The organism is Aeromonas sp. DNP9, assembly GCF_001728955.1.
GTDB lineage: Bacteria > Pseudomonadota > Gammaproteobacteria > Enterobacterales > Aeromonadaceae > Aeromonas > Aeromonas veronii.
Genome location: NZ_LYSQ01000029.1, coordinates 36,606 through 58,278, shown reverse-complemented (window position 1 = coordinate 58,278; position 21,673 = coordinate 36,606). Strand labels below are relative to the sequence as shown.

The window sequence follows — 21,673 nt, the reverse complement described above, 5'->3', positions numbered from 1 at the left end:
GACTTCACAAGGAAGCTGGCTCATCAGTTTGGCGTGTTCCGCCGTGCTGGTAGGGGCGCATTATAGGGAGCCGCGCCGGGATGACAAGAGGAAAACTGCAAAAAAAGGCACTTTTTACAGTTTTTCGGTTCAACCGTTGCTTTATTAAACAAAAGCCCCGCATCGGCGGGGCTGTTTCGGGCAAGAAACCCTGAATTCACATCACACTGCTACCTTTTCGACCAGAATTCGCGGGCAAAGCTGCGCACCTTTTCCCAATCGGTAAATTCAATGTCCTTACTGGTGTCTGTACTGCCACCGGTAATCTTCATGATCAGCTGGATGATGCGCGTCTGCCACCAGTTATAGCGGGAATATTGTAGCGCACCGGCAAACACCCCCAGGGTTTTCGGCTTCCAGGGAGAGAGGCGCAGGAACTTCTTCATATAGGCATTGGTTTGCGGCGTCTGCTTCTCTGGCTTGCGGGCCGTCAGGTTGACACAGAAGAAGGCCGCATTGGCCACCTCCAACTGCTCCTGATGAGCATGAATAAAGCTGAACAGGCTGGGGTGGAAGTTGCCATAACGGATAGAAGCTCCGATCAAGACCTTGGCATACTTGCTGAGGTTGCACATCGGCAAGGTGTGCAGGTCGTGCATCACCACTTCGCATCCCGGCATCTGCTCCAGCATGACATCGACTATTTTGCGGGTTTGGCCATCCCGAGAGGAATAAAGCACCAGAATCTTGTCCATAACAACCTCAACTACGCCAGAATGCAGGAGTAAACAGTACCAGAAGCGTGAAAATTTCCAATCGGCCAAACAACATAGCCAACACCAGTACCCACTGGGCCGCCGGCGAGATATTGCCGAAGTTGGCTGATACCTCTCCCAAACCCGGGCCTACGTTGGTGAAAGCCGCAGCCACAGCGGTGAATGCGGTCACTTCGTTCAGCCCCGTCATCAGCAACAGCAGCATGAACATAAAGAAGAGAATAATATAGGTGGCGAAGTAGCCCCACACCGCCTCAACGATGCGCTCGGGCACAGCCCGATTCCCCAGCTTCAAGGTATAGATGGCTCTGGGGTGAACCAACCGCTTCAACTCGCGCATCCCCTGCATGAACAGGATCATGAAACGCATCACCTTGATACCGCCGCCGGTACTGCCTGCACAACAGCCAATAAAGGCGGAGAACATCAGCAGCATGGGCAGGAACGAGGGCCAATCTGCATAGGTCGTGGTGCTGTAGCCGGTGGTGGTCCCCAGAGAGACCGCCTGGAAAAGACCGTGGTTGAGCGCCTCTTGCCAGGTGGCGTAGTGTCCGTGGGTCAGCAAGGCGACAAAGCAGATCATCACCAGGGTCGCCTGGATGGCCAGAAACACCTTGAGTTCAGAATCGTAAAGGTAGCGACCGAGCCGCACCGGGCGGTGTGAGAAAACGGTAAAGTGGAGCGCAAAGTTCACGCTGGCCAGCAGCAGGAACACCACGGTAATCAGGTTGATGACCGGACTGTTGAAGAAACCGATGCTGGCATCGTGAGTGGAGAAGCCACCGACCGACAGAGTCGAGAACGAATGGCAGACCGCATCGAACAGCGTCATCCCGGCGAGCCAGTAGGCCAGCGCACAGAGTGCGGTGAGCAGCAGATAGATGAACCAGAGCGCCTTGGCCGTTTCGGCGATGCGCGGCGTCACCTTGGTATCCTTCACCGGCCCCGGGATCTCCGCCCGATAGAGCTGCATGCCCCCGATCCCCAGCAGCGGCAGCACAGCAACCGCCAGCACTATGATCCCCATCCCCCCCAGCCACTGCAACAACTGGCGATAGAACAGAAACGCCTTGGGCAGGTTATCGAGCCCGGTCAGTACCGTTGCGCCAGTGGTGGTCAGGCCGGAAAAAGATTCGAAGAAGGCCTCCGAGACCGACATATCCGGCACATCGCTCATGATGAAGGGCACCGCCCCCACACTACCCAACACGGTCCAGAACAGCACCACAATCAGAAAGCCCTCTTTCGAGCGCATCTCCTTCTTGTGATAGCGATTGGGAAACCAGAGCACCACGCCGAGCAGCAGGGCGATCAGAAAAGAGCTGACGAACTCGGCACCACCACCATCCCGATAGCCAAAGGCCACCAGTGCAGGCAACAGCATGGTCGAGCTGAACAGCGCAACCAGCAGGCCAACAATGCGAATAATGCTCAGAATGTGCATTACAGCTCCCTTTCCCCAATTAAAGAGCGATGGATTCTAGCCATCTAAGGGGCTGAGGGATACCCGCCCATGAGTCCGGTCGGTCAATTCACGGTCCACCTGAGCCCATACCGAGGACTCCCACGCCACCTGCAAGGTGACCTGCTGACCGTAATCCGCCGCCAGCAATTCGCCATTATGGCTGCTGATCAGCGACTCGACTGCCCCCATGTCACCGTAATCGCAGTGAATGAGAGAGGGAGTGCGCGGCACCTTGAGCAGGGTAGGCAGCTGCTTGAGGGCGGCACCGACGCCGCCCCCATAGGCTTTGACCAGTCCACCGGTACCAAGCTGGATGCCGCCGTAGTAACGCACCACCACGGCACAGATTTCACCGATCCCCGAGCCCATCAGCTGGGCCAGGATCGGCTTGCCAGCCGTGCCGGACGGTTCGCCATCATCACTGAAGCCATAAACCTGACTATCTTGCGGCGCACCAGCCACAAACGCCCAGCAGTGATGGCGCGCGGCCGGATGTTGGCGCTTGATCTCGTTGACCCACCCCTTGGCCGCCTCGACGGTCGGGGTGTGGGCGATCAGGGTAATGAAGCGGCTCTTCTTTATCTCTTCGGTCAACTCCAGCGGGGCAGCCGGAATGGAGTACGCTGCCGCCATCAGAGTCCTGCTTGTCTGGTCATGTTCTCCACCCCGTTGGCGTGCAGCACCACGTTGTCCTCGATGCGGATGCCGCCGAACGGACGCAGTGCCTCCACCTTGTTCCAGTTGACCCGCTTGCCCTGTTCGCCCTGACGCAGCGGCTCCAGCAGGCTGTCGATGAAGTAGAGACCGGGTTCTATAGTGAACACCTGACCCACCTCCATCACCCGGGTGCAGCGCAGATAGGGGAACTGCTCGGGAGCTGCCAGATGGGTGCCACGCTCATCCTGCATGAAACCGCCCGCATCGTGCACCTGCAAACCAAGGAAATGGCCGAGACCATGGGGGAAGAAGACGTTGGTCACCCCGGTGTGGATCATCTCGTCTACCGACATATCCACCAGTTCGGTCGCTTGCAGCAGGCGCGCCAGCTTGTGGTGCATCTGCAGATGCAGCTCGCTGTAGCGACGGCCCGGTTTGATCTCGCCGATGATCTCCTGCTGCTGCGCATCCAGCGCCGCGATGAGATCGGCAAACTCGCCGCGGCGCCACGCCCAGGTACGGGTGATATCGGAGGCATAACCGTGGAAATCGACGCCCGCATCGATCAGGAAGGAGTAACGCTCGGCATCAGGCACCCGCACAGCCGAGAGATGGGTGTAGTGAAGAATGGCCGCATTGCGGTTGATGGCGACGATATTACCGTAGGGCGCCTCATTGGCCCCCTGCCCGACCGCTTTCATGTAGGCCAGATTGATCTCGAACTCGCTCGCCCCCGCCATAAAGGAGTCCTTGGCGGCGATATGGCCGCGCACCCCGATCCGGTTCGCCTCGCGCAGACACTCCAGCTCGTAGGGGGTCTTGTAGGCGCGGTGATAGTGCAGATAGTTAAGCACCGCCTCGGGATTGGGCTGGGTCAGACCAAGCAGCTCGGCCACTTCCAGATGACCGCCCAGATAGGCCCACTCCTGCTTGTTGCCCGGCAGATGATCGGCGACTTGTTCCGGTCGGGTCAGGAAGCGGATATCGAAGAACTCGACCCAGAAGGCATTGGGCAGATCCGCCACCTTGTGCCAGAAATCGACCGGACGATAGAACAGCAGGATTGGTTTGTTCACCCCGTCCACCAGCAGCCAGCAGTGGGGATTGTCCAGTACCGGCAACCAGGCCTTGAAGTGCGGGTTTACCTTGAACGGGTAATCCTGATCATCGAGGAAGATGCGGTGGGTCTGGCCGGAGTGGATGGCCAGCCCGCCAAGTCCCTGTTGCTGCAGGATATCGCGGGTGCGTTGCTGCAAAGTATCGAGATGCTGGGCAAAAAGTTGGCTGTAGCTGCTCATGGCGTCCTGCTCCGAGGTGAATGTGATTGCAGCATAACATCAAGCGCTTGGCGGCTCGACCCGTCAAGCTGCCGCTTCGTGAGGTAACGCATACGTTACAAACGTGTTTGTTATCAACAGAGAACCAACCGTTAACAAATCAAAAACAATTCAATACACTGCCGGAAGATACATGAAGTCAGGGATTACTCATGGACAACCTCTGCCTGTGGCAACCGGATCCGCTCAGGATGCAGCAATCCAACCTCTACCGCTTTATGGCAGAGGTGAACCGCTTCCACGGCCTGCAACTACAGGACTATCCGCAGCTGTGGCAATGGTCGGTGGAAAAGACCACCCGCTTCTGGCCGCTGGTGTGGCAGCACTGCGGCGTCAAGGGCGAACTCGGCAACATAGTGGCGGAGAATCGTCAGGATATGCAGCGCACCCGCTGGTTCCCCGACAGCCGCCTCAACTTCGCCGAAAACCTGCTGCGCCGCCAGGACGAGAGCCCGGCCATCATCTCCCGCATCGAAGGGAGCCCAAGCCGCACCCTGAGCTGGCGTGAGCTGGGGGAACAGGTTGCCCGGCTGGCTCAATGGCTGCGCAATCAGGGGATTGGTCGTGGCGATGTGGTTGCCGCCTATCTGCCCAATATCCCGGAAACCGTGGTAGCCATGCTGGCAACCACCAGTCTGGGGGCGATCTGGACCTCCACCAGCCCCGACTTTGGCGAGGCCAGCGTGGTAGAGCGCTTCGGCCAGACCCGGCCGCGAGTGCTGTTTGCCGTGGATGGCTATCGCTACAACGGCAAGGCCATCGATATTCAGGACAAAGTGGCAGGGGTCATCAGCCAGATCGACAGCATAGAGCAGACGGTGATGATCCCCCTGCTCGGCAACGCGCTGCAGCTTGGCCATGACTGGCAGCAACTACTGGCGAGCCAGCCAGACGCCAGCCTCCAGTTCGAGACCATGGCTTTCAATGACCCGCTCTACATCCTCTACTCCTCCGGCACCACCGGCAAACCCAAGTGCATCGTCCACGGCATCGGCGGCACCCTGCTGCAACACCTGAAAGAGCACCAGCTGCACTGCGACATCAAGCCGGGGGAGCGGATCTTCTACTTCACCACCTGTGGCTGGATGATGTGGAACTGGCTGGTGAGCGCGCTCGCCTCCGGCGCCACTCTGGTGCTCTATGACGGCTCGCCGTTTTACCCGGATGGCAATGTGCTGTGGGATCTGGCCCGCGACGAGCAGGTCAGCTTGTTCGGTACCTCGGCCAAGTATCTCGATGCTTTGCACAAACAGGGATATGCCCCGATCAAGACCCACGACTTGCCACACTTGCGGCTGATCTGCAGCACCGGATCCGTGCTGTCGCCGGAGGGGTTCGACTACGTCTACGAGCAGATCAAGCAGGACGTGCAGCTCAGCTCCATCTCAGGTGGCACCGACATCTGCTCCTGCTTCGTCATCGGCAACCCGCTCAGCCCGGTCTATCGCGGCGAGAGTCAGGGGCGCGGCCTCGGTCTCGCGGTGCAGGTATTCAACGAGGCGGGCCAGCCGGTGCAGAGGGAGAAGGGCGAGCTGGTCTGTACCAAGCCGTTCCCGGCCCAGCCCATCTACTTCTGGGGCGACGAGAACGGCGACAAGTACCATGCGGCCTACTTCGAGCGGTTCGACAACATCTGGTGCCACGGCGACTGGATCGAGCTGACCCCGACCGGCGGCATTCTGTTCTATGGCCGCTCCGACGCCACCCTCAACCCGGGCGGCGTGCGCATCGGCACCAGCGAGATCTACCGCTATGTCGAGCAGCTGGACGAGGTGGAGGAGAGCATCGTCATCGGCCAGCAGTGGCAGCAGGACGAGCGGGTGGTGCTGTTCGTCAAGCTCAAGGTGGGCTGCAAGCTGGACGAGCCGCTGCGCGAGCGCATTCGCCAGCAAATAAAGCAACATTGCACCGCCCGCCACGTGCCCGCCCGCATCCTGCAGGTGGATGCCATCCCACGCACCAAGTCCGGCAAGATCGTCGAGCTGGCGGTACGGGAAGTGGTGCACAACCGGCCGGTCAACAATACCCACGCCCTCGCCGATCCCGAAGTGCTGAACCAGTATCGCAACCGGCCGGAACTGGCCAGTTGATAACAAACTCACATCTATCCGGGGCGCCGCAAGGCGCCTCTCTTTTGCCCGTTTTGTGATGAGGAGCTTTTACTCGATAACTGTTAAACAAATGTTTTAAATAGGTGTTGAAAATGTCTCCTTTTGGATCAATAGTGAGCCTCGCCCCCTGCTGGGGATTAAGGAGCACCACTCCCCACTGAGTGGGAACAAGGAGACACTCTCATGATCTACCAAGGCGAAACCCTGTCGGTCAGCTACCTCGAAAACGGCATTGCCGAGCTGAGGTTTGATGCCCCGGGTTCAGTCAACAAGCTGGATCGCGCTACCCTGCTCTCCCTGAGCGAAGCGATCGCCGCATTACAACAAGAACGTGAACTAAAAGGTCTGATCCTCACCTCCGGCAAAGACGCCTTTATCGTCGGTGCCGACATTACCGAATTCCTGGAACTGTTCGATCTGCCGCAAGAAGATCTGCTCGGCTGGCTGAAAAAGGCCAACGACATCTTCAATGCCATCGAAGATCTGCCGGTTCCTACCCTCTCCGCCATCAAAGGCCACGCTCTGGGCGGCGGCTGCGAGACCATTCTCTCCACCGACTTCCGTCTGGCCGACACCACCGCCAAAATCGGCCTGCCCGAGACCAAACTCGGCATCATGCCGGGCTTTGGCGGCACAGTCCGTCTGCCGCGGGTGATCGGCGCCGACAACGCGCTCGAGTGGATCACCACCGGCAAGGATTACCGTGCCGATGACGCCCTCAAGGTGGGTGCCATCGATGCCGTGGTCGCGCCAGAGGCGCTGCAGAGCGCTGCGCTGCAGATGATCAAGGACGCCATCGCGGGCAAGCTGGACTGGCAGAGCCGCCGCGCCGCCAAGAAAGCGCCGCTGCGCCTCTCCAAACTGGAAGCCATGATGAGCTTCACCACCGCCGCCGGCATGGTTGCCGCTGTGGCGGGCAAACACTATCCGGCGCCGATGACTGCGGTGAAAACCGTCGAAACCGCCGCAGGTATGGGCCGTGACGAGGCGCTGGTCGTTGAAGCACAGGGCTTTATCAAGCTGGCCAAAACCGACGTGGCCAAGGCGCTGGTCGGTATCTTCCTCAACGATCAGCACATCAAGGCACTGGCCAAGAAGGCTGCCAAGCAGGCGAGCAAGGCCACCGGCCACGCCGCCGTACTGGGTGCCGGCATCATGGGGGGCGGCATCGCCTACCAGTCTGCCAGCAAGGGCATTCCGGCAGTGATGAAGGATATCAACGAGAAGGCGCTGGCACTTGGCATGGGTGAAGCCACCAAGCTGCTCAACGGTCAGCTCGAAAAGGGCCGCATCGACGGCATCAAGATGGGCCAGGTGCTCTCTGCCATTACCCCGACCCTCAGCTATGACAACGTCAAAAGCGTGGACGTCGTGGTCGAAGCCGTGGTCGAGAATCCCAAGGTGAAAGCCGCCGTATTGGGCGAAGTGGAAGGGATCATTGGCGAAGACGCCGTGCTCGCCAGCAACACCTCCACCATTCCCATCTCCCTGCTGGCCAAGGGGCTGAAGCGCCCGCAGAACTTCTGCGGCATGCACTTCTTCAACCCGGTGCACCGCATGCCGCTGGTTGAGATCATCCGCGGCGAGCAGACATCCGATGAAACCATCAACCGCGTGGTGGCCTATGCCGCCGCCATGGGCAAGTCCCCGGTGGTAGTCAACGACTGCCCTGGCTTCTTCGTCAACCGCGTGCTGTTCCCCTACTTCTTCGGCTTCAACAAGCTGGTCGCCGATGGTGCCGACTTCGCCGCCGTCGACAAGGTGATGGAGAAGGAGTTCGGCTGGCCCATGGGCCCCGCCTACCTGCTGGACGTGGTCGGCATCGACACCGGTCACCATGCCGGTGACGTGATGGCGCAGGGCTTCCCGGCACGGATGAGCAAGGAAGGTCGCACTGCCATCGACGTGATGTACGAAGTGAACCGCTTCGGTCAGAAGAACGGCAAGGGCTTCTACGCCTACGAGCAGGACAAGAAGGGCAAGCCGAAGAAGGTGGCCGACGCAGCTAGCTACGAGCTGCTGGCCCCCATTGCCAAGCCGAAACAGGATTTCGACAAGGACGCCATCATCGCTCGCATGATGATCCCGATGATCAACGAGGTGGTGCTCTGTCTGGAAGAGGGCATTGTCGCCACGCCAGCCGAAGCCGACATCGCACTGGTCTACGGTCTGGGCTTCCCTCCCTTCCGCGGCGGCGTGTTCCGCTATCTGGACACCATTGGTCTGGATCGCTACGTGGCCATGGCCGACCAGTATGCCGACTTGGGCCCGCTCTACCGCGTCAGCGACAAGCTGCGTGAGATGGCCGCCCAGGGCAAAACCTTCTACTGATTGCGGAAAGGAGATCCATTCATGAAAGACGTAGTCATTGTCGACTGTATCCGGACCCCGATGGGCCGGTCCAAGGGCGGCGCCTTCCGCAACGTGCGTGCAGAAGACTTGTCCGCGCACCTGATGAAATCCATCCTGCTGCGCAACCCCAACCTCGACCCGAACGAGATCGAGGATATCTACTGGGGCTGCGTGCAGCAGACTCTGGAGCAGGGCTTCAACATCGCCCGCAACGCCGCGCTGCTGGCCGGCATTCCCAAGCAGGTGGGGGCGGTTACCGTCAACCGCCTGTGCGGCTCGAGTATGCAGGCGCTGCATGACGCCTCCCGCGCCATTCAGGTGGGTGACGGGGATATCTTCATCATCGGCGGCGTCGAGCACATGGGCCATGTGCCGATGAGCCACGGCGTCGACTTCCACCCCGGCATGGCCAAGTCGGTGGCGAAAGCCTCCGGCATGATGGGGCTGACCGCCGAGATGCTCGGCAAGCTGCACGGCATCAGCCGCCAGCAGCAGGACGAGTTTGCCGCCCGCTCCCATCGCCGCGCTCACGCCGCCACCGTGGAAGGGCGCTTTGCCAAGGAGATCGTCGGGCTGGAAGGCCATGACGCTAGCGGCGCCCGCTTCTTCTACGACTACGACGAGGTGATCCGCCCGGAGACCACGGTCGAAACTCTGAGCCAGCTGCGCCCGGTGTTTGACCCGGTCAACGGCACCGTCACCGCCGGCAGCTCCTCGGCCCTGTCCGATGGCGCCGCCGCCATGCTGGTGATGAGCGCGGATCGCGCCAAGGCCCTCGGCCTCACGCCGCGCGCCAAGGTACGTGCCATGGCCATCGCCGGCTGTGACGCTGCCATCATGGGTTACGGCCCGGTGCCGGCTACCCAGAAGGCGCTCAAACGGGCTGGTCTGACTGTCGGTGATATCGACCTGTTCGAGCTGAACGAGGCGTTTGCCGCCCAGTCCCTGCCCTGCGTGAAGGATCTGGGTCTGCAGGATCTGGTGGACGAGAAGGTAAACCTGAACGGCGGCGCCATTGCGCTGGGCCACCCGCTCGGCTGCTCCGGTGCCCGCATCTCCACCACCCTCATCAATCTGATGGAGGAGAAGGATGCCACCCTGGGGGTTGCCACCATGTGTATCGGTCTGGGTCAGGGCATCGCCACCGTGTTTGAACGGGTGTGATAACCAGCCGGATCGACGGGATGCACTACTGAGAGTTGTCCCTTTTCGGGGCCAGTCTGACTGGCCCCTTTTCAAGTCTGTGACGATCGCCACACGGGGTGCTCGTCAGTGGTCAGAAGCTGTCTGTTGGCCGTCCCGTTTGGGTCGGCCTTTTTTCGTTTTAATCTTATCAATAGGCTGTTATTGCCTTAAACCTCACATTAGATAGGGGGCTTGCTTGCTTTTTACTCCCCCGACAGGTTCAATCTGCACAAAAAAATGGGTGGATGCACATACATATGTCAATGAGCAAACAACTGCTGATCGTCGATGACGACCAAGAGATCCGCGAGCTGCTCAATGAATACCTGACCCGGGCGGGCTTTCAGGTATTGACGGCGGCGGAGGGTAACGAGATGCGCCAGCAACTCGCCCAGCACAGCCCGGACCTGATTATTCTGGACATCATGATGCCCGGCGAGGACGGTTTTACCCTCTGCCAGCAGATCCGTCGTGACTCCCAGGTGCCCATCATCATGCTGACCGCCGCCTCCGACGAAGCGGATCGGGTGATCGGCCTCGAACTCGGCGCCGACGACTATATCGCCAAGCCGTTCAGCCCCCGCGAACTGCAGGCCCGCATCAAGGCACTGCTGCGCCGCGCCGAATTCCGCCAGCCGGAAAAAGAGAAAGAGCCGAGCCGCCGCCTGCGTTTTGCCGAGTGGACCCTCGACACCCTGAGCCACCAGTTGACCCATGATGATGGCAGCCTGCTGGATCTCTCCGGCAGCGATGCCATGCTGCTCGGCATGTTCCTGCAGCAGCCCGGCGTGGTGCTGGATCGGGACACCATCTCGGATGCCACCCGCGGCCGCGAAAGCCTGCCGATGGAGCGCGGCATCGACGTACAAATCAGCCGTCTGCGCCAGAAGCTGGGCGACAACGGCAAGAGCCCGCGCATCATCAAGACCATTCGCGGCAGTGGCTACATGCTGATTGCCGAGGTGCACGAGCTGCCATGAGCAACAAGTGGTCCTGGGGGGCGCTGGTGCCCCGCTCCCTGTTGTCACGGATGATCCTGCTGCTGTTGCTGGCCATCCTGCTCTCCCAGACCATTCTGACCGGCATCTGGATGCAGCAGATCCAGAAGCGGGAGCTGGAGGGGATGCTCAGCACCACCCGCAACCTCGCCATGTCTGCCGCTTCCACCGTCAATTTCTTCAAATCCCTGCCGCTGCAGTATCGCCATATCGCGCTGGACCAGCTGCGCAACATGGGGGGCAGCCGCTTCTTCGTCTCGCTCAATGAGGAAGAGATCCACATCAACGCCATCCCCGACAGCGAACGCAAGACGCAGGTGCTGGAGGAGGTGCAGGGAGTGCTGACCCGCAAGCTCTCCGATGCCATGGCGATCAAGGTGGACTTCTCCCGCCCCGATGACCTCCACGTCTTCAACAACGACACCCTGCTGGCGGATCTCCCCTCCTCCTGGGCCCGTTACACCCTGTCGCTGGAGCCGCTCAATCCGCCGGTGCTGGTGACCCAGATCGAGATTGAAAAGGGGGAGTGGCTCTATCTGGCGGCCCTGCTGCCCGCCCCCTACATGACCCTCGACGATACCGTGATGCCGAGCAACCAGGTGCGTTTCATCGCTCTGATGACCGTGTTCCTCTGCTTCTTCACCTTTATGCTGGTGCGCTGGCAGACCCGCCCGCTGCGCCGTCTCGCCAAGGCGGCGGTGAATCTGGGCAAGGATATCGATCAGCCTTCACTCAAGGAGGAGGGCGCATCCGAGATCGTGGCGGCGACCCGCGCCTTCAACATCATGCAGCACCGCATCCGCCGTTATATCGATGATCGGGAACGGCTGTTCAGCTCCATCTCCCACGACCTCAAGACCCCCATCACCCGACTGCGGCTGCGGGTCGAGCTGCTCGATGACGAGGTACAGATCGCCAAGTTCAACAAGGATCTCGACGAACTGGAGCTGATGGTGAAAGGGGCGCTGCAGACGGTCAAAGAGACCGACATTCACGAGAATATCGAGGAGATCGACATCAACGCCCTGCTTGAACAGATGGCGGAGTCGATGAACCTGCACGACGAGCGGCTGACCATCGAAGGGCACTGCAAGTGGCCCTACCGCGGCAAGCTGCTGGCGCTCAAACGCTGCATCGGCAATCTGGTGGACAACGGCATCAAGTATGGCCAGAAGGTGCGCATCATCATCATGGATGACGAGGAGATGCTGATTCTCTTTATCATGGATGAGGGCCCCGGCCTGCCGGACGATCAGTTCGAGCGTATCTTCGAACCCTATTACCGGCTCAGCACGGATCAGGCTGGCACCGGCCTCGGTCTTGGCATCGCCCGCAACATAGCCCACGCCCACGGCGGCGATCTGGTGCTGGAAAACCGTCCGCAAGGTGGCCTGCAGGCCACGCTCTCCCTACCAAGGCAGTAACCTTATGAAGTGGTTGTCTTTTTCTGTCATCGCCCTGCTCTCTGCTCCAGTTGCCGCTTCCCAGGTGGAGGTACTGCACTGGTGGACGTCCGGCGGCGAAGCGAAAGCGGTCGAAGTGCTCAAATCCGAGTGGACCAAACAGGGCAACCAGTGGAACGACTTTGCAGTGCAGGGCGGCGGCGGCAAGAGCGCCATGACGGTATTGAAGAGCCGGGCACTGGCGGCCAACCCGCCCGAAGCGGCCCACCTCAAGGGCTATGAGCTCAAGGAGTGGGCCGGACTCGGCTTCCTGCGCGATCTCACCCCCATGGCCGAACACCTCGGCTGGTACGGTCAGATGCCGCCCATGGTGCGTGCCACCCTCAGCCAGAATGGCGCTCTGATGGCGGTGCCCACCGGCATCCACCGGGTCAACTGGCTGTGGCTCAACCGCAAGATCTTCGAGCGCAACAAGCTGACTCCGCCCACTGACTGGGCCCAGTTTGTCACTGTTGCCGAGCAGCTTAAAAAACGGGGCATCACTCCGCTCGCCATCGGCAACGAGCCCTGGCAGCTGGCAGTGTTGTTTGAAACGGTGGCGCTCGGTGAGGGCGGTAAAGAATTCTATCGCAAGGCGTTCCTCGAGCAGGACAGCGCCACCCTGACCGGCCCCGACATGGTGCGGGTGCTGACCCGCTTCCAGCAGCTGCGCGCCTATGTGCCGCAAAAATACGCCGGTCTGAAGTGGCATCAGGCCACCAATCTGCTGGAGAGCGGTGGCGCCGCCATGCAGGTGATGGGGGACTGGGTGAAGGGTGAGCTGAGCGCGGGCAACTACCGACCGGGTGAGGATATCGCCTGTCTGCCGAGCCCGGGCAGCGCCGGGCTGTTCAGCTACAACCTCGACTCCATCGCCATGTTCAAACAGCGGGATCCGGCCCAGCTGCAGGCACAGGGGGAGCTGGCCCAGCTGCTGATGACGCCGAAGTTTCAGGAGGAGTTCAACCGGGTGAAGGGGTCGATCCCGGCGCTGACCAAGCCAAACATGAGCAAGTTTGATCGCTGCGCCATCCGCTCCTATCAGGATTTCCTGCTGGCGGAAAAGCAGGACAACCTGCTGCCCAGCATGGCGGAAGGGATGGCGACACCGACCAATATGCGGCAGGCGATCCTCGATGTGCTGAGCAACTTCTTCAACGACCCCAAGGCCAACCCGGAGCAGACGGCGCTGCATCTGGAGCGGGCGATGCGCTCGACCCGCTGATCCGGGCACATTGCCAAACAGCAGAAATGACAAAGGCGGAATTGCTCCGCCTTTGTTGCTGAATCGTCATCCGATTCAGGATTGATCGTTCTCGTCCTCATCCTCGTCATAGTAATCGCTGAGCTCGATCCAGAGCCCCAACCCGACCATCACCATGGAGCCGAACCAGGTACCGGTATTCCCGATCGGGCTACCCATCACTATCATGGCGAAGGACAAGAACCCCATGCCTGCATAGGCTTGTAATCTGCCGTAGGAGACCTGCATATTCACCTCCTTGTTGAATATGGTTCAATTTTTATATTACTCGTCCGGCGCAAGCTGGATAGGGCCGAATAACATTTCGGTTACATATGCTGGTTGATGGGGCGTTTGTTTGATTATTTTTTAGCCCTGAGTATCATTGGCAGCCGAATAGGTTGAAGGTTGATAATAGATGAGTGATTTATTCTGCGGCGCAACTCATGAGTTGGACGCAATCGGGCTTCGTTGCCCGGAACCCGTTATGATGGTTCGCAAGAAAGTGCGGCTGATGGCGGATGGCGAGACCCTGCTGGTCAGCGCCGACGATCCTTCAACCACCCGCGACATCCCCAGTTTCTGCCGCTTTATGGATCACACCCTGGTCGCCAGCGAGACAGAGCAGGCCCCCTACCGCTATCTGATCCGCAAGGGTCAATAAGCCCCCGTACTGGAGCACTCCATGACAACCATTACCCGAATCGGCACCACCCAGCGTTGGTCAGACGTGGTCATCCACAATGGCACCCTCTACGTGGTGGAAGTGCCCGTCAGCGAAGAGGCCGATATCCACCAGCAGACCCGCGAAGTGCTGGCAAGCCTGCAGCGCCTGCTGGAAGCCAACGGCTCCGGCGTCGACAAGATCCTGATGGCCAATATCTATCTGAAAGACATTCAGGACATCGCCGCCTTCAACGAGCAGTGGGATGCCTGGATCCCGGCTGGCACCGCCCCCGTGCGCGCCTGTGTACAAACCCGCTTAGCCCACGAAGGCTACAAGGTCGAAGTACAGCTGACTGCGGCAGTCTAAGAGGCGCTTATCCCCCTCATCCCCGCCCCTTCTCCCACGAGGGGAGAAGGGAGCAAGCAACAAGGCAGCATTGCTCGCAACGGCTCCAATAGAAAGGCCCCGCCATCACTGGCGGGGCCTTTTCGTTACCGAAACCTGAGCGACTTAGGCGGTCGGGGTCAGGGTAATGGTCACGCGGCGGTTCTGGGCTTTGCCAGCGGCGGTGCTGTTGGTAGCAACCGGCTGATCCGGGCCCACGCCGGTGGTGGAGATGCGGCTACCTGCTACGCCCTGACCAATCAGCTGGGCGGCAACGGCATCGGCACGATCGCGGGAGAGCTTCATGTTCAGGTCGCGGGAACCGGTACTGTCGGTGTGACCGACCACGTTCAGGCGGGTCTTGTCGAACTCGGCAACCACCATGGCCACGCCGGAGAGGGTGTTGGCACCGGCCGCTTTCAGCTGGGAGCTGGAGCTGTCGAAGGTCACGTTGTTCGGCATGTTGAGGATCAGCTCATTGCCATTACGGGTCACGCTGACGCCAGTGCCCTGCAGCTTCTCACGCAGCTTGGCTTCCTGCACGTCCATGTAGTAGCCGATACCGCCACCCAGCGCCGCGCCGGCAGCAACACCGGTCAGGATGCCCTTCTTGCGGTCACCCTTGCTGGAGGAGAGCGCACCTACGGCCGCACCGGCAGCGGCGCCAGCCAGCGCGCCCCAGGCACCTTTGGAGGTCTGGGATTCACCTGTGTAGGGGTTGGTGGTACAGCCGCTCAGGGCAACGGTCAGTGCCAGAGCAGGCACCAGGATCTTGGCTCGCATGAAAAAACCTCTGTGAAAACAATCCGGCACCATGCCGGGGGCCGGATTGTAACGCGCTGGCACGCCATTGTCTGACGCAAGCCTGAACAGATGGCGAGAGTGGTGTTTTTTTGGGCAATCGGCGGGTTGTCAGCGCGGTAACTGACACTCGGCGTGGCAAGGACAGCTGACCAGATGATCGTTCACCATCCCCACCGCCTGCATAAAGGCGTAACAGATGGTGCTGCCAACGAAGTTGAAGCCGAGCTTCTTGAGCGCTTTCGACATGGCATCCGACTCCGGCGAGGTGGCCGGAATATCGCCGTTGCCCTGCCGCTGGTTGACGATGGGGGCGCCGCCAACAAAGCCCCACAGGTAGTCGGCGAAGTCGATCCCCTGCTCCTGCAACGCCAGATAGGCGCGGGCATTTCTGATGATCGACTGCACCTTGAGCCGGTTGCGGATAATGCCGCTGTCCTGCATCAACCGCTCCACATCCTGCTCGTCAAAGCGGGCAATCTGCACCGGATCAAAGTCGGCATAGGCGCGGTAGTAGCTCTCGGTGCGCTTGAGGATGGTGATCCACGACAGCCCCGCCTGCTGGCCGTCGAGGCAGAGCTTGGCAAACAGCTCGCGGGCGTCATAGACCGGCCTGCCCCACTGTTTGTCATGGTATTCAATGTATTCCGGGTCCTTGGTCACCCAAGCGCAACGCAGTTCCATTTCCTCTCCCTCGTTATTTCAGCGGTTTGCCCGACCCTGCCCACTCTGCAGGCGGCACTGCTCACATCATATACCGGACAGCCCGCCCGACCAGCCAGGGCGCAGCACCATCCCGCGAATCCGCTGCAATTTCGCCTATTATCCGACCATGCCAGACGGTATACTCCCTCGGTTCACATTCAGCAAATCTTGCTCTGATTTTCACTTCGCGCGAAAAAAATTATGCAAAAATTCGATGTCAAAACCTTTCAGGGCCTGATCCTGCAGCTGCAGGACTATTGGTCCCGCCAGGGCTGTACCATCATTCAGCCGCTGGATATGGAAGTGGGTGCCGGTACTTCCCACCCCATGACCTGTCTGCGTGCCCTGGGCCCGGAGCCCATCGCCTGCGCCTACGTGCAACCGTCCCGCCGTCCGACTGACGGCCGCTACGGTGAAAACCCGAACCGCCTGCAGCACTACTACCAGTTCCAGGTGATCATCAAGCCTTCCCCCGACAACATTCAGGAACTCTATCTGGGCTCCCTGAAAGAGCTGGGCATGGATCCTGAAATCCACGATATCCGCTTCGTGGAAGACAACTGGGAAAACCCGACGCTGGGTGCCTGGGGTCTGGGTTGGGAAGTGTGGCTGAACGGCATGGAAGTGACCCAGTTCACCTACTTCCAGCAAGTTGGCGGCCTCGAGTGCAAGCCGGTCACCGGCGAGATCACCTACGGTCTCGAGCGTCTGGCCATGTACATTCAGGGCGTAGACAGCGTCTACGATCTGGTCTGGTCTGACGGCCCGCTGGGCAAGACCACCTACGGCGACGTGTTCCACCAGAACGAAGTGGAGCAATCCACCTACAACTTCGAACACGCCGATGTGGAGTTCCTGTTCCACTGCTTCGAGCAGTACGAGAAGGAAGCCCAGAATCTGCTGGCACTGGAAAAACCGCTGCCGCTGCCTGCCTACGAGCGCATCCTCAAAGCCGCTCACTCCTTCAACCTGCTGGATGCCCGCAAGGCCATCTCGGTCACCGAGCGTCAGCGCTACATCCTGCGCATTCGCACCCTGACCAAGGCCGTGGCAGAGGCATACTACGCCTCCCGCGAAGCGCTGGGCTTCCCTATGTGTCAGCGCAGTGAGAACAAGCAAGGTTAAGGAACGGACATGGCACAACATACATTTCTGGTAGAGATCGGTACTGCTGAGCTGCCGCCCAAAGCCCTGCGCTCCCTGGCCGAAGCCTTTGCCGACAACTTCAAAGCCGAACTGACCAAGGCCGATCTGGCCTTCGGCGACGTCGAGTGGTTTGCTTCACCGCGCCGTCTGGCGCTGAAGGTAAGCGAGCTGGCCGGCGAACAGCCGAGCAAGAGCGTCGAGAAGCGCGGCCCGGCCGTGGCGCAGGCGTTCGATGCAGAAGGCAAACCGACCAAGGCTGCCGAAGGCTGGGCCCGTGGCAACGGCATCACCGTTGAGCAGGCCGAGCGTCTGGTCACCGACAAGGGCGAGTGGCTGGTTCACACCGCCAAGGTCGAAGGCCGTCCGGCCGTCGATCTGCTGGGCGAGCTGGTTAGCCAGGCGCTGGCCAAACTGCCGATCCCGAAAATGATGCGCTGGGGCGACAAGACCATCCAGTTCGTGCGTCCGGTCTTCACCGTGACCCTGCTGCTGGATGGCGAGCTGGTTCCCGCCCACATTCTGGGTATCGACTCTGCCCGCACCATCCGCGGTCACCGCTTTATGGGCGAGAGCGAATTCACCATCGACAACGCCAGCCAGTACCCGCAGATCCTGCAGGAGCGCGGCATGGTGATTGCCGACTTCATGGCGCGCAAGGCCAAGATCAAGGCTGACGTCGAAGCGGCCGCTGCCGCCTTCGGTGGCGTGGCCGATCTGGACGACGCCCTGCTGGAAGAGGTTACCGCACTGGTCGAATGGCCGGTGGTGCTGACCGCCAACTTCGAAGAGAAGTTCCTGGCCGTTCCCGCTGAAGCGCTGGTTCACACCATGAAGGGTGACCAGAAGTACTTCCCGGTCTACGACAAGAACGGCAAGCTGCTGCCGAAGTTCATCTTCGTCACCAACATCGAGTCCAAAGACCCGAGCCAGATCATCAGCGGCAACGAGAAGGTGGTTCGCCCCCGTCTCTCTGACGCCGAGTTCTTCTTCAAGACCGACCTCAAGCAGACCCTGGCCTCCCGCCTGCCGCGCCTTGAAACCGTGCTGTTCCAGCAACAGCTGGGCACCGTCAAGGCCAAGGTCGAGCGCATCGAGACCGTCGCCGGCTTTATCGCCGAGCGTATCGGCGCCGACGTGGCTCAGGCCAAGCGTGCCGGTCTGCTCTCCAAGTGTGACCTGATGACCAACATGGTCGGCGAGTTCACCGACACCCAGGGTGTCATGGGGATGCACTACGCCCGTCACGATGGCGAAGACGAAGCGGTTGCCGTGGCCCTCAACGAGCAGTACATGCCGCGCTTTGCCGGTGATGCCCTGCCGTCCGGTCTGGTTGCCTGCGCCGTCGCGCTGGCCGACAAGTTCGACACCCTGGCCGGTATCTTCGGCATCGGCATGCTGCCGAAGGGTGACAAGGATCCGTTCGCCCTGCGTCGCGCCGCCATCGGTGCCCTGCGCATCATGACCGAGAAGCAGCTGGATCTGGATCTGGTTGAACTGGTTGAAGAAGCGGTACGCGTCTACGGCGACAAGTTGACCAACAAAACCGTCGTCACCGACGTGGTCGACTTTATGCTGGGCCGCTTCCGCGCCGCCTATCAGGACGAAGGTATCGGTGCCGATGTGGTGCTGGCCGTACTGGCCCGCCGCCCGACCCGTCCGCTCGACTTCGATCGTCGCGTCAAGGCCGTCAGCCACTTCCGCACGCTGGATGCCGCACTGGCACTGGCTGCCGCCAACAAGCGCGTGAGCAACATTCTGGCCAAGGTTGAAGGCGAGTTGCCGACTGCCGTCAAACCGGAACTGCTGGTCGATGCCGCCGAGAAGGCACTGGCCACCCAGGTTGCCGAACTGCAAGCCGAACTGGCCCCGCTGTTCGCAGCCGGTGACTATCAGGCTGCCCTCACCCGTCTGGCCGCCCTGCGCGAGCCGGTCGATACCTTCTTCAACGAAGTGATGGTGATGGCCGACGACGAGGCCCTCAAGGCCAACCGTCTGGCACTGCTGAACAACCTGCGCAACCTGTTCCTGCAAGTCGCGGATATCTCCCTGCTGCAGTGATTTTGGTTGGGTTGAGTGATAATAAAAACGGCGCCGTAAGGCGCCTTTTTTCTATTCAAGAAGATGAAATCATTTATGTTCCACACACAAAAATGAACAAAGCCTGTCACTGATGATGACAGGCTTCGTATTCATTCACTGACTAAGAGTGAAATTAACTTGATTGCTTCTTATCTGCTTCTGCGAATGCTTTAGCCAGAACAGACATAGGCAAGAACATAGGTGTAGTTACAACTCCCCCTTGCTCTCTGGGGTCACCGATAGGGAAAAAGCCAAATTTTTCATAAAAATCAACTTTCCCCTCAATTGCATCGATGAAAACTCCATGAGAAGCAACAATACTGGAGGCTTTATAAATCTCAGAAAGCGCATGCTTCAACGCTCGTTTCCCATGACCTTCGCCTTGATAGGCGACATCCACTGCCAGCATGCTTAACCGTGTCACCGGGATGATTTTAGGGCCACTAGAATACGCTAAAAACTCCCGTACCAAAGAAAAGCTCTGTAGTGTGTAAAATCCAACCAACTTTTCATCAGACTCAGAGTCCAACAAAAGCTGGCATACACTCATCCCTTGGGACACATGCTTCGGCATCATTTTAGCAACATAGTTGCTCAAAGCAGGCTCACCACAGTTAAACTGCTTCACCCCTTGGATTTCCATTCCAGGGGTATATTTTTCAAACTTAAACCGACTCTGCGGTTGGTTTTGGTTTGCATTGACGTCGGTGTTTTGAATGACGGTCATCGAAAAGGCACTCCTCTGTTGTTAGCAACTCAATTAGAGAAGCTGTCGGCTCAGAGGCGACATTGATAGCTTCAGACACCTTGTCAAACATAGGAGATGAAAGAAAGAAGACTTGGCTCTCTAGCAAAACCTTCCTAGCTTTCTCTGCCGCAGCTTGAACAATGAATGCAGTCATATCAATGCCGCTACTGGTCGCAGCTTGACGTAAGATTTCCTTGATCTCGCTGTTTGTTTTCAGCTCGATCCTACTGTTTTTCGGTAAATCCAAAGGATTTGCCGACAATACGGATAAATTCTTCATAAAAATCCTCGCTACTGTTTCGTATTTCCTCCTAATGAATCTTTACATCGATAATCGATGCGCCCTCTTTACGTGGCAAAAATTGAACATGTTTAACTCCTTTAATGAGACGTTTTGCTTAGTTAAGTATTTAATTTTAAAGTGATTAATATATATCTATATTTATGATTTCTAATTTACATATGTATTATTTCATCTCGTACGGCTATCAGCCGTATGAGACTATACGACAGTGACCATTTCGTGTCAACACCGTACGGTCATTGTACGGATAGAGTGGTAGATTCGATCAGCCTTCAGACGTAATCAAACGTTCGCGCAAATGGGCTCTCCCGCCATCACAACCAAATTCTGACCTACGGCTGGCCGCCTCTAATGCACGGCAACCACCGCAATCAAAGCTTTTCGTTCGTCCGATTACGCTGCGCTAATCGAACCTACAGGGGGGTGATCAGCTGTTATCATTTGAGACAGTGCCCAGCGCCGCCACGCCCAAGAGGAAAGTCATGGATATACCTGCCGCCCCATCCCCCGCCATCTGCCAGCTGTGTCAGGAGAAAGCCGAGCTCGACTTCGACTTCACGATGGCCTTCCAGCCCATCGTCGATTGCAGCCAGCGCACCATATTCGGCTATGAGGCGCTGGTGCGGGGGATCAACAACGAACCGGCGCAGAGCGTGATTGCCCGGGTCAACGACGGCAATCGCTACCGCTTCGATCAGCTGTGCCGCATCAAGGCCATCGCGCTGGCGGCACGGCTCGATATGCGGGGCATGCTGAGCATCAATTTTCTGCCCAATGCGGTCTACCGCCCGGAGCGCTGCATCCGCACCACCCTGCAGGCGGCCCGCGAGCATCTCTTTCCCATCGAGCAGATCATGTTCGAGCTGACCGAGGTGGAGCAGGTGCAGGATAGCCAGCATCTTCGCGGCATCGTCGATCACTATCAGGCGCTCGGCTTCAAGACGGCGATCGATGACTTTGGCGCCGGTTACTCGGGCCTCAACCTGCTGGCCGATTTTCACCCCAACATCGTCAAGCTCGATATGCACCTGCTGCGCGGCATCGACCATGACCCGACCCGGCAAGCCATAGTGCGCCACTGTCTGGCGCTGTTTGCCGAGTTGCAGATCACCCCGCTGGCGGAGGGGATCGAGACCCGCGAAGAGATGGCCTGCCTGCGGGAGATGGGCGTCAGCCTGATGCAGGGCTATCTGTTTGCCCGCCCCGGCCTCGAAACCCTGCCCGAAGTGGATTTCGCCAGCTTGTAAGCAAATCGGTCTGCACTGACCCCTCAGCCCACTCCCGCCCGAATAAA

The 21,673-nt window shown here is 59.3% G+C and carries 20 protein-coding genes; 11 read left to right on the top strand and 9 right to left on the bottom strand.

Features of this window, described 5'->3' with window-relative positions:
• Positions 1 to 209: 209 nt before the first annotated feature.
• The 4 genes from hemG to pepQ are packed head-to-tail and all read right to left on the bottom strand — an operon-like array spanning position 210 to position 4,175.
• Complete coding sequence (hemG, locus tag A9G06_RS18445) at positions 210 to 734, bottom strand: menaquinone-dependent protoporphyrinogen IX dehydrogenase (RefSeq protein ID WP_005339483.1); 525 nt, start codon at positions 732 to 734, stop codon at positions 210 to 212.
• Between the two features lie 7 nt (positions 735 to 741).
• On the bottom strand, positions 742 to 2,199 hold the full coding sequence (locus A9G06_RS18440) for a TrkH family potassium uptake protein (RefSeq protein WP_069556170.1): 1,458 nt from the start codon (positions 2,197 to 2,199) through the stop codon (positions 742 to 744).
• A gap of 36 nt (positions 2,200 to 2,235) precedes the next feature.
• On the bottom strand, positions 2,236 to 2,853 hold the full coding sequence (locus A9G06_RS18435) for a YigZ family protein (RefSeq protein ID WP_069556169.1): 618 nt from the start codon (positions 2,851 to 2,853) through the stop codon (positions 2,236 to 2,238).
• Positions 2,853 to 4,175, bottom strand: a complete 1,323-nt coding sequence (gene pepQ, locus A9G06_RS18430) for a Xaa-Pro dipeptidase (RefSeq protein WP_041210605.1) — start codon at positions 4,173 to 4,175, stop codon at positions 2,853 to 2,855. Before pepQ ends, A9G06_RS18435 begins: the two co-directional genes overlap by 1 nt.
• A 191-nt stretch (positions 4,176 to 4,366) precedes the next feature.
• Between pepQ and A9G06_RS18425 the strand changes: the two genes are divergently transcribed.
• The 6 genes from A9G06_RS18425 (at position 4,367) to A9G06_RS18400 (ending at position 13,527) form a co-directional block, all read left to right on the top strand.
• Complete coding sequence (locus A9G06_RS18425) at positions 4,367 to 6,304, top strand: acetoacetate--CoA ligase (RefSeq protein ID WP_069556168.1); 1,938 nt, start codon at positions 4,367 to 4,369, stop codon at positions 6,302 to 6,304.
• Between the two features lie 204 nt (positions 6,305 to 6,508).
• A complete protein-coding gene (gene fadB, locus A9G06_RS18420) occupies positions 6,509 to 8,656 on the top strand; it encodes a fatty acid oxidation complex subunit alpha FadB (RefSeq protein WP_069556167.1) in 2,148 nt (715 codons plus the stop codon).
• The gene (gene fadA, locus A9G06_RS18415) at positions 8,657 to 9,841 is read left to right on the top strand and encodes an acetyl-CoA C-acyltransferase FadA (RefSeq protein ID WP_198868326.1); all 1,185 of its coding nucleotides are present in this window, start codon (positions 8,657 to 8,659) and stop codon (positions 9,839 to 9,841) included.
• 278 nt (positions 9,842 to 10,119) lie between these two features.
• Positions 10,120 to 10,842, top strand: a complete 723-nt coding sequence (locus A9G06_RS18410; protein WP_005339475.1) for a response regulator transcription factor — start codon at positions 10,120 to 10,122, stop codon at positions 10,840 to 10,842.
• Entirely contained in the window at positions 10,839 to 12,284 is a 1,446-nt protein-coding gene (locus tag A9G06_RS18405; RefSeq protein ID WP_005357365.1) for an ATP-binding protein, read from the top strand. Before A9G06_RS18410 ends, A9G06_RS18405 begins: the two co-directional genes overlap by 4 nt.
• A 4-nt stretch (positions 12,285 to 12,288) precedes the next feature.
• Entirely contained in the window at positions 12,289 to 13,527 is a 1,239-nt protein-coding gene (locus A9G06_RS18400; RefSeq protein ID WP_069556166.1) for an ABC transporter substrate-binding protein, read from the top strand.
• A 75-nt stretch (positions 13,528 to 13,602) separates the two neighbouring features.
• Here the strand turns inward: A9G06_RS18400 and A9G06_RS18395 are convergent, their stop codons facing one another.
• Positions 13,603 to 13,794 carry a hypothetical protein gene (locus A9G06_RS18395; RefSeq protein ID WP_005339471.1) on the bottom strand — a complete coding sequence of 64 codons (192 nt, stop codon included), beginning with the start codon at positions 13,792 to 13,794 and terminating at the stop codon, positions 13,603 to 13,605.
• 169 nt (positions 13,795 to 13,963) lie between these two features.
• On the opposite strand from A9G06_RS18395, the gene tusA reads away from it, so the two are divergent.
• Both tusA and A9G06_RS18385 read left to right on the top strand, forming a co-directional pair.
• A complete protein-coding gene (gene tusA / locus A9G06_RS18390) occupies positions 13,964 to 14,209 on the top strand; it encodes a sulfurtransferase TusA (RefSeq protein WP_005339470.1) in 246 nt (81 codons plus the stop codon).
• A 21-nt stretch (positions 14,210 to 14,230) separates the two neighbouring features.
• On the top strand, positions 14,231 to 14,578 hold the full coding sequence (locus tag A9G06_RS18385) for a RidA family protein (RefSeq protein WP_069556165.1): 348 nt from the start codon (positions 14,231 to 14,233) through the stop codon (positions 14,576 to 14,578).
• A 144-nt stretch (positions 14,579 to 14,722) separates the two neighbouring features.
• Here A9G06_RS18385 and A9G06_RS18380 read toward each other — a convergent pair whose 3' ends face one another.
• Both A9G06_RS18380 and A9G06_RS18375 read right to left on the bottom strand, forming a co-directional pair.
• A complete protein-coding gene (locus tag A9G06_RS18380; protein WP_005339468.1) occupies positions 14,723 to 15,379 on the bottom strand; it encodes an OmpA family lipoprotein in 657 nt (218 codons plus the stop codon).
• A 129-nt stretch (positions 15,380 to 15,508) separates the two neighbouring features.
• A complete protein-coding gene (locus tag A9G06_RS18375; protein ID WP_005339466.1) occupies positions 15,509 to 16,081 on the bottom strand; it encodes a DNA-3-methyladenine glycosylase I in 573 nt (190 codons plus the stop codon).
• 222 nt (positions 16,082 to 16,303) lie between these two features.
• Here A9G06_RS18375 and glyQ point away from each other — a divergent pair, with 222 nt between their 5' ends.
• Positions 16,304 to 17,227, top strand: a complete 924-nt coding sequence (gene glyQ, locus A9G06_RS18370; RefSeq protein WP_005339464.1) for a glycine--tRNA ligase subunit alpha — start codon at positions 16,304 to 16,306, stop codon at positions 17,225 to 17,227.
• A 9-nt stretch (positions 17,228 to 17,236) separates the two neighbouring features.
• Positions 17,237 to 19,306 carry a glycine--tRNA ligase subunit beta gene (glyS, locus tag A9G06_RS18365; RefSeq protein ID WP_021229264.1) on the top strand — a complete coding sequence of 690 codons (2,070 nt, stop codon included), beginning with the start codon at positions 17,237 to 17,239 and terminating at the stop codon, positions 19,304 to 19,306.
• 154 nt (positions 19,307 to 19,460) lie between these two features.
• Here the strand turns inward: glyS and A9G06_RS18360 are convergent, their stop codons facing one another.
• Positions 19,461 to 20,054: a GNAT family N-acetyltransferase gene (locus A9G06_RS18360; RefSeq protein WP_069556164.1), complete on the bottom strand. Its 594-nt coding sequence runs from the start codon at positions 20,052 to 20,054 to the stop codon at positions 19,461 to 19,463.
• Positions 19,993 to 20,355, bottom strand: a complete 363-nt coding sequence (locus A9G06_RS21695) for a DUF1778 domain-containing protein (protein WP_083243837.1) — start codon at positions 20,353 to 20,355, stop codon at positions 19,993 to 19,995. Before A9G06_RS21695 ends, A9G06_RS18360 begins: the two co-directional genes overlap by 62 nt.
• 506 nt (positions 20,356 to 20,861) lie before the next feature.
• Between A9G06_RS21695 and A9G06_RS18350 the strand changes: the two genes are divergently transcribed.
• The gene (locus A9G06_RS18350) at positions 20,862 to 21,626 is read left to right on the top strand and encodes an EAL domain-containing protein (RefSeq protein ID WP_069556162.1); all 765 of its coding nucleotides are present in this window, start codon (positions 20,862 to 20,864) and stop codon (positions 21,624 to 21,626) included.
• Positions 21,627 to 21,673 lie beyond the last annotated feature (47 nt).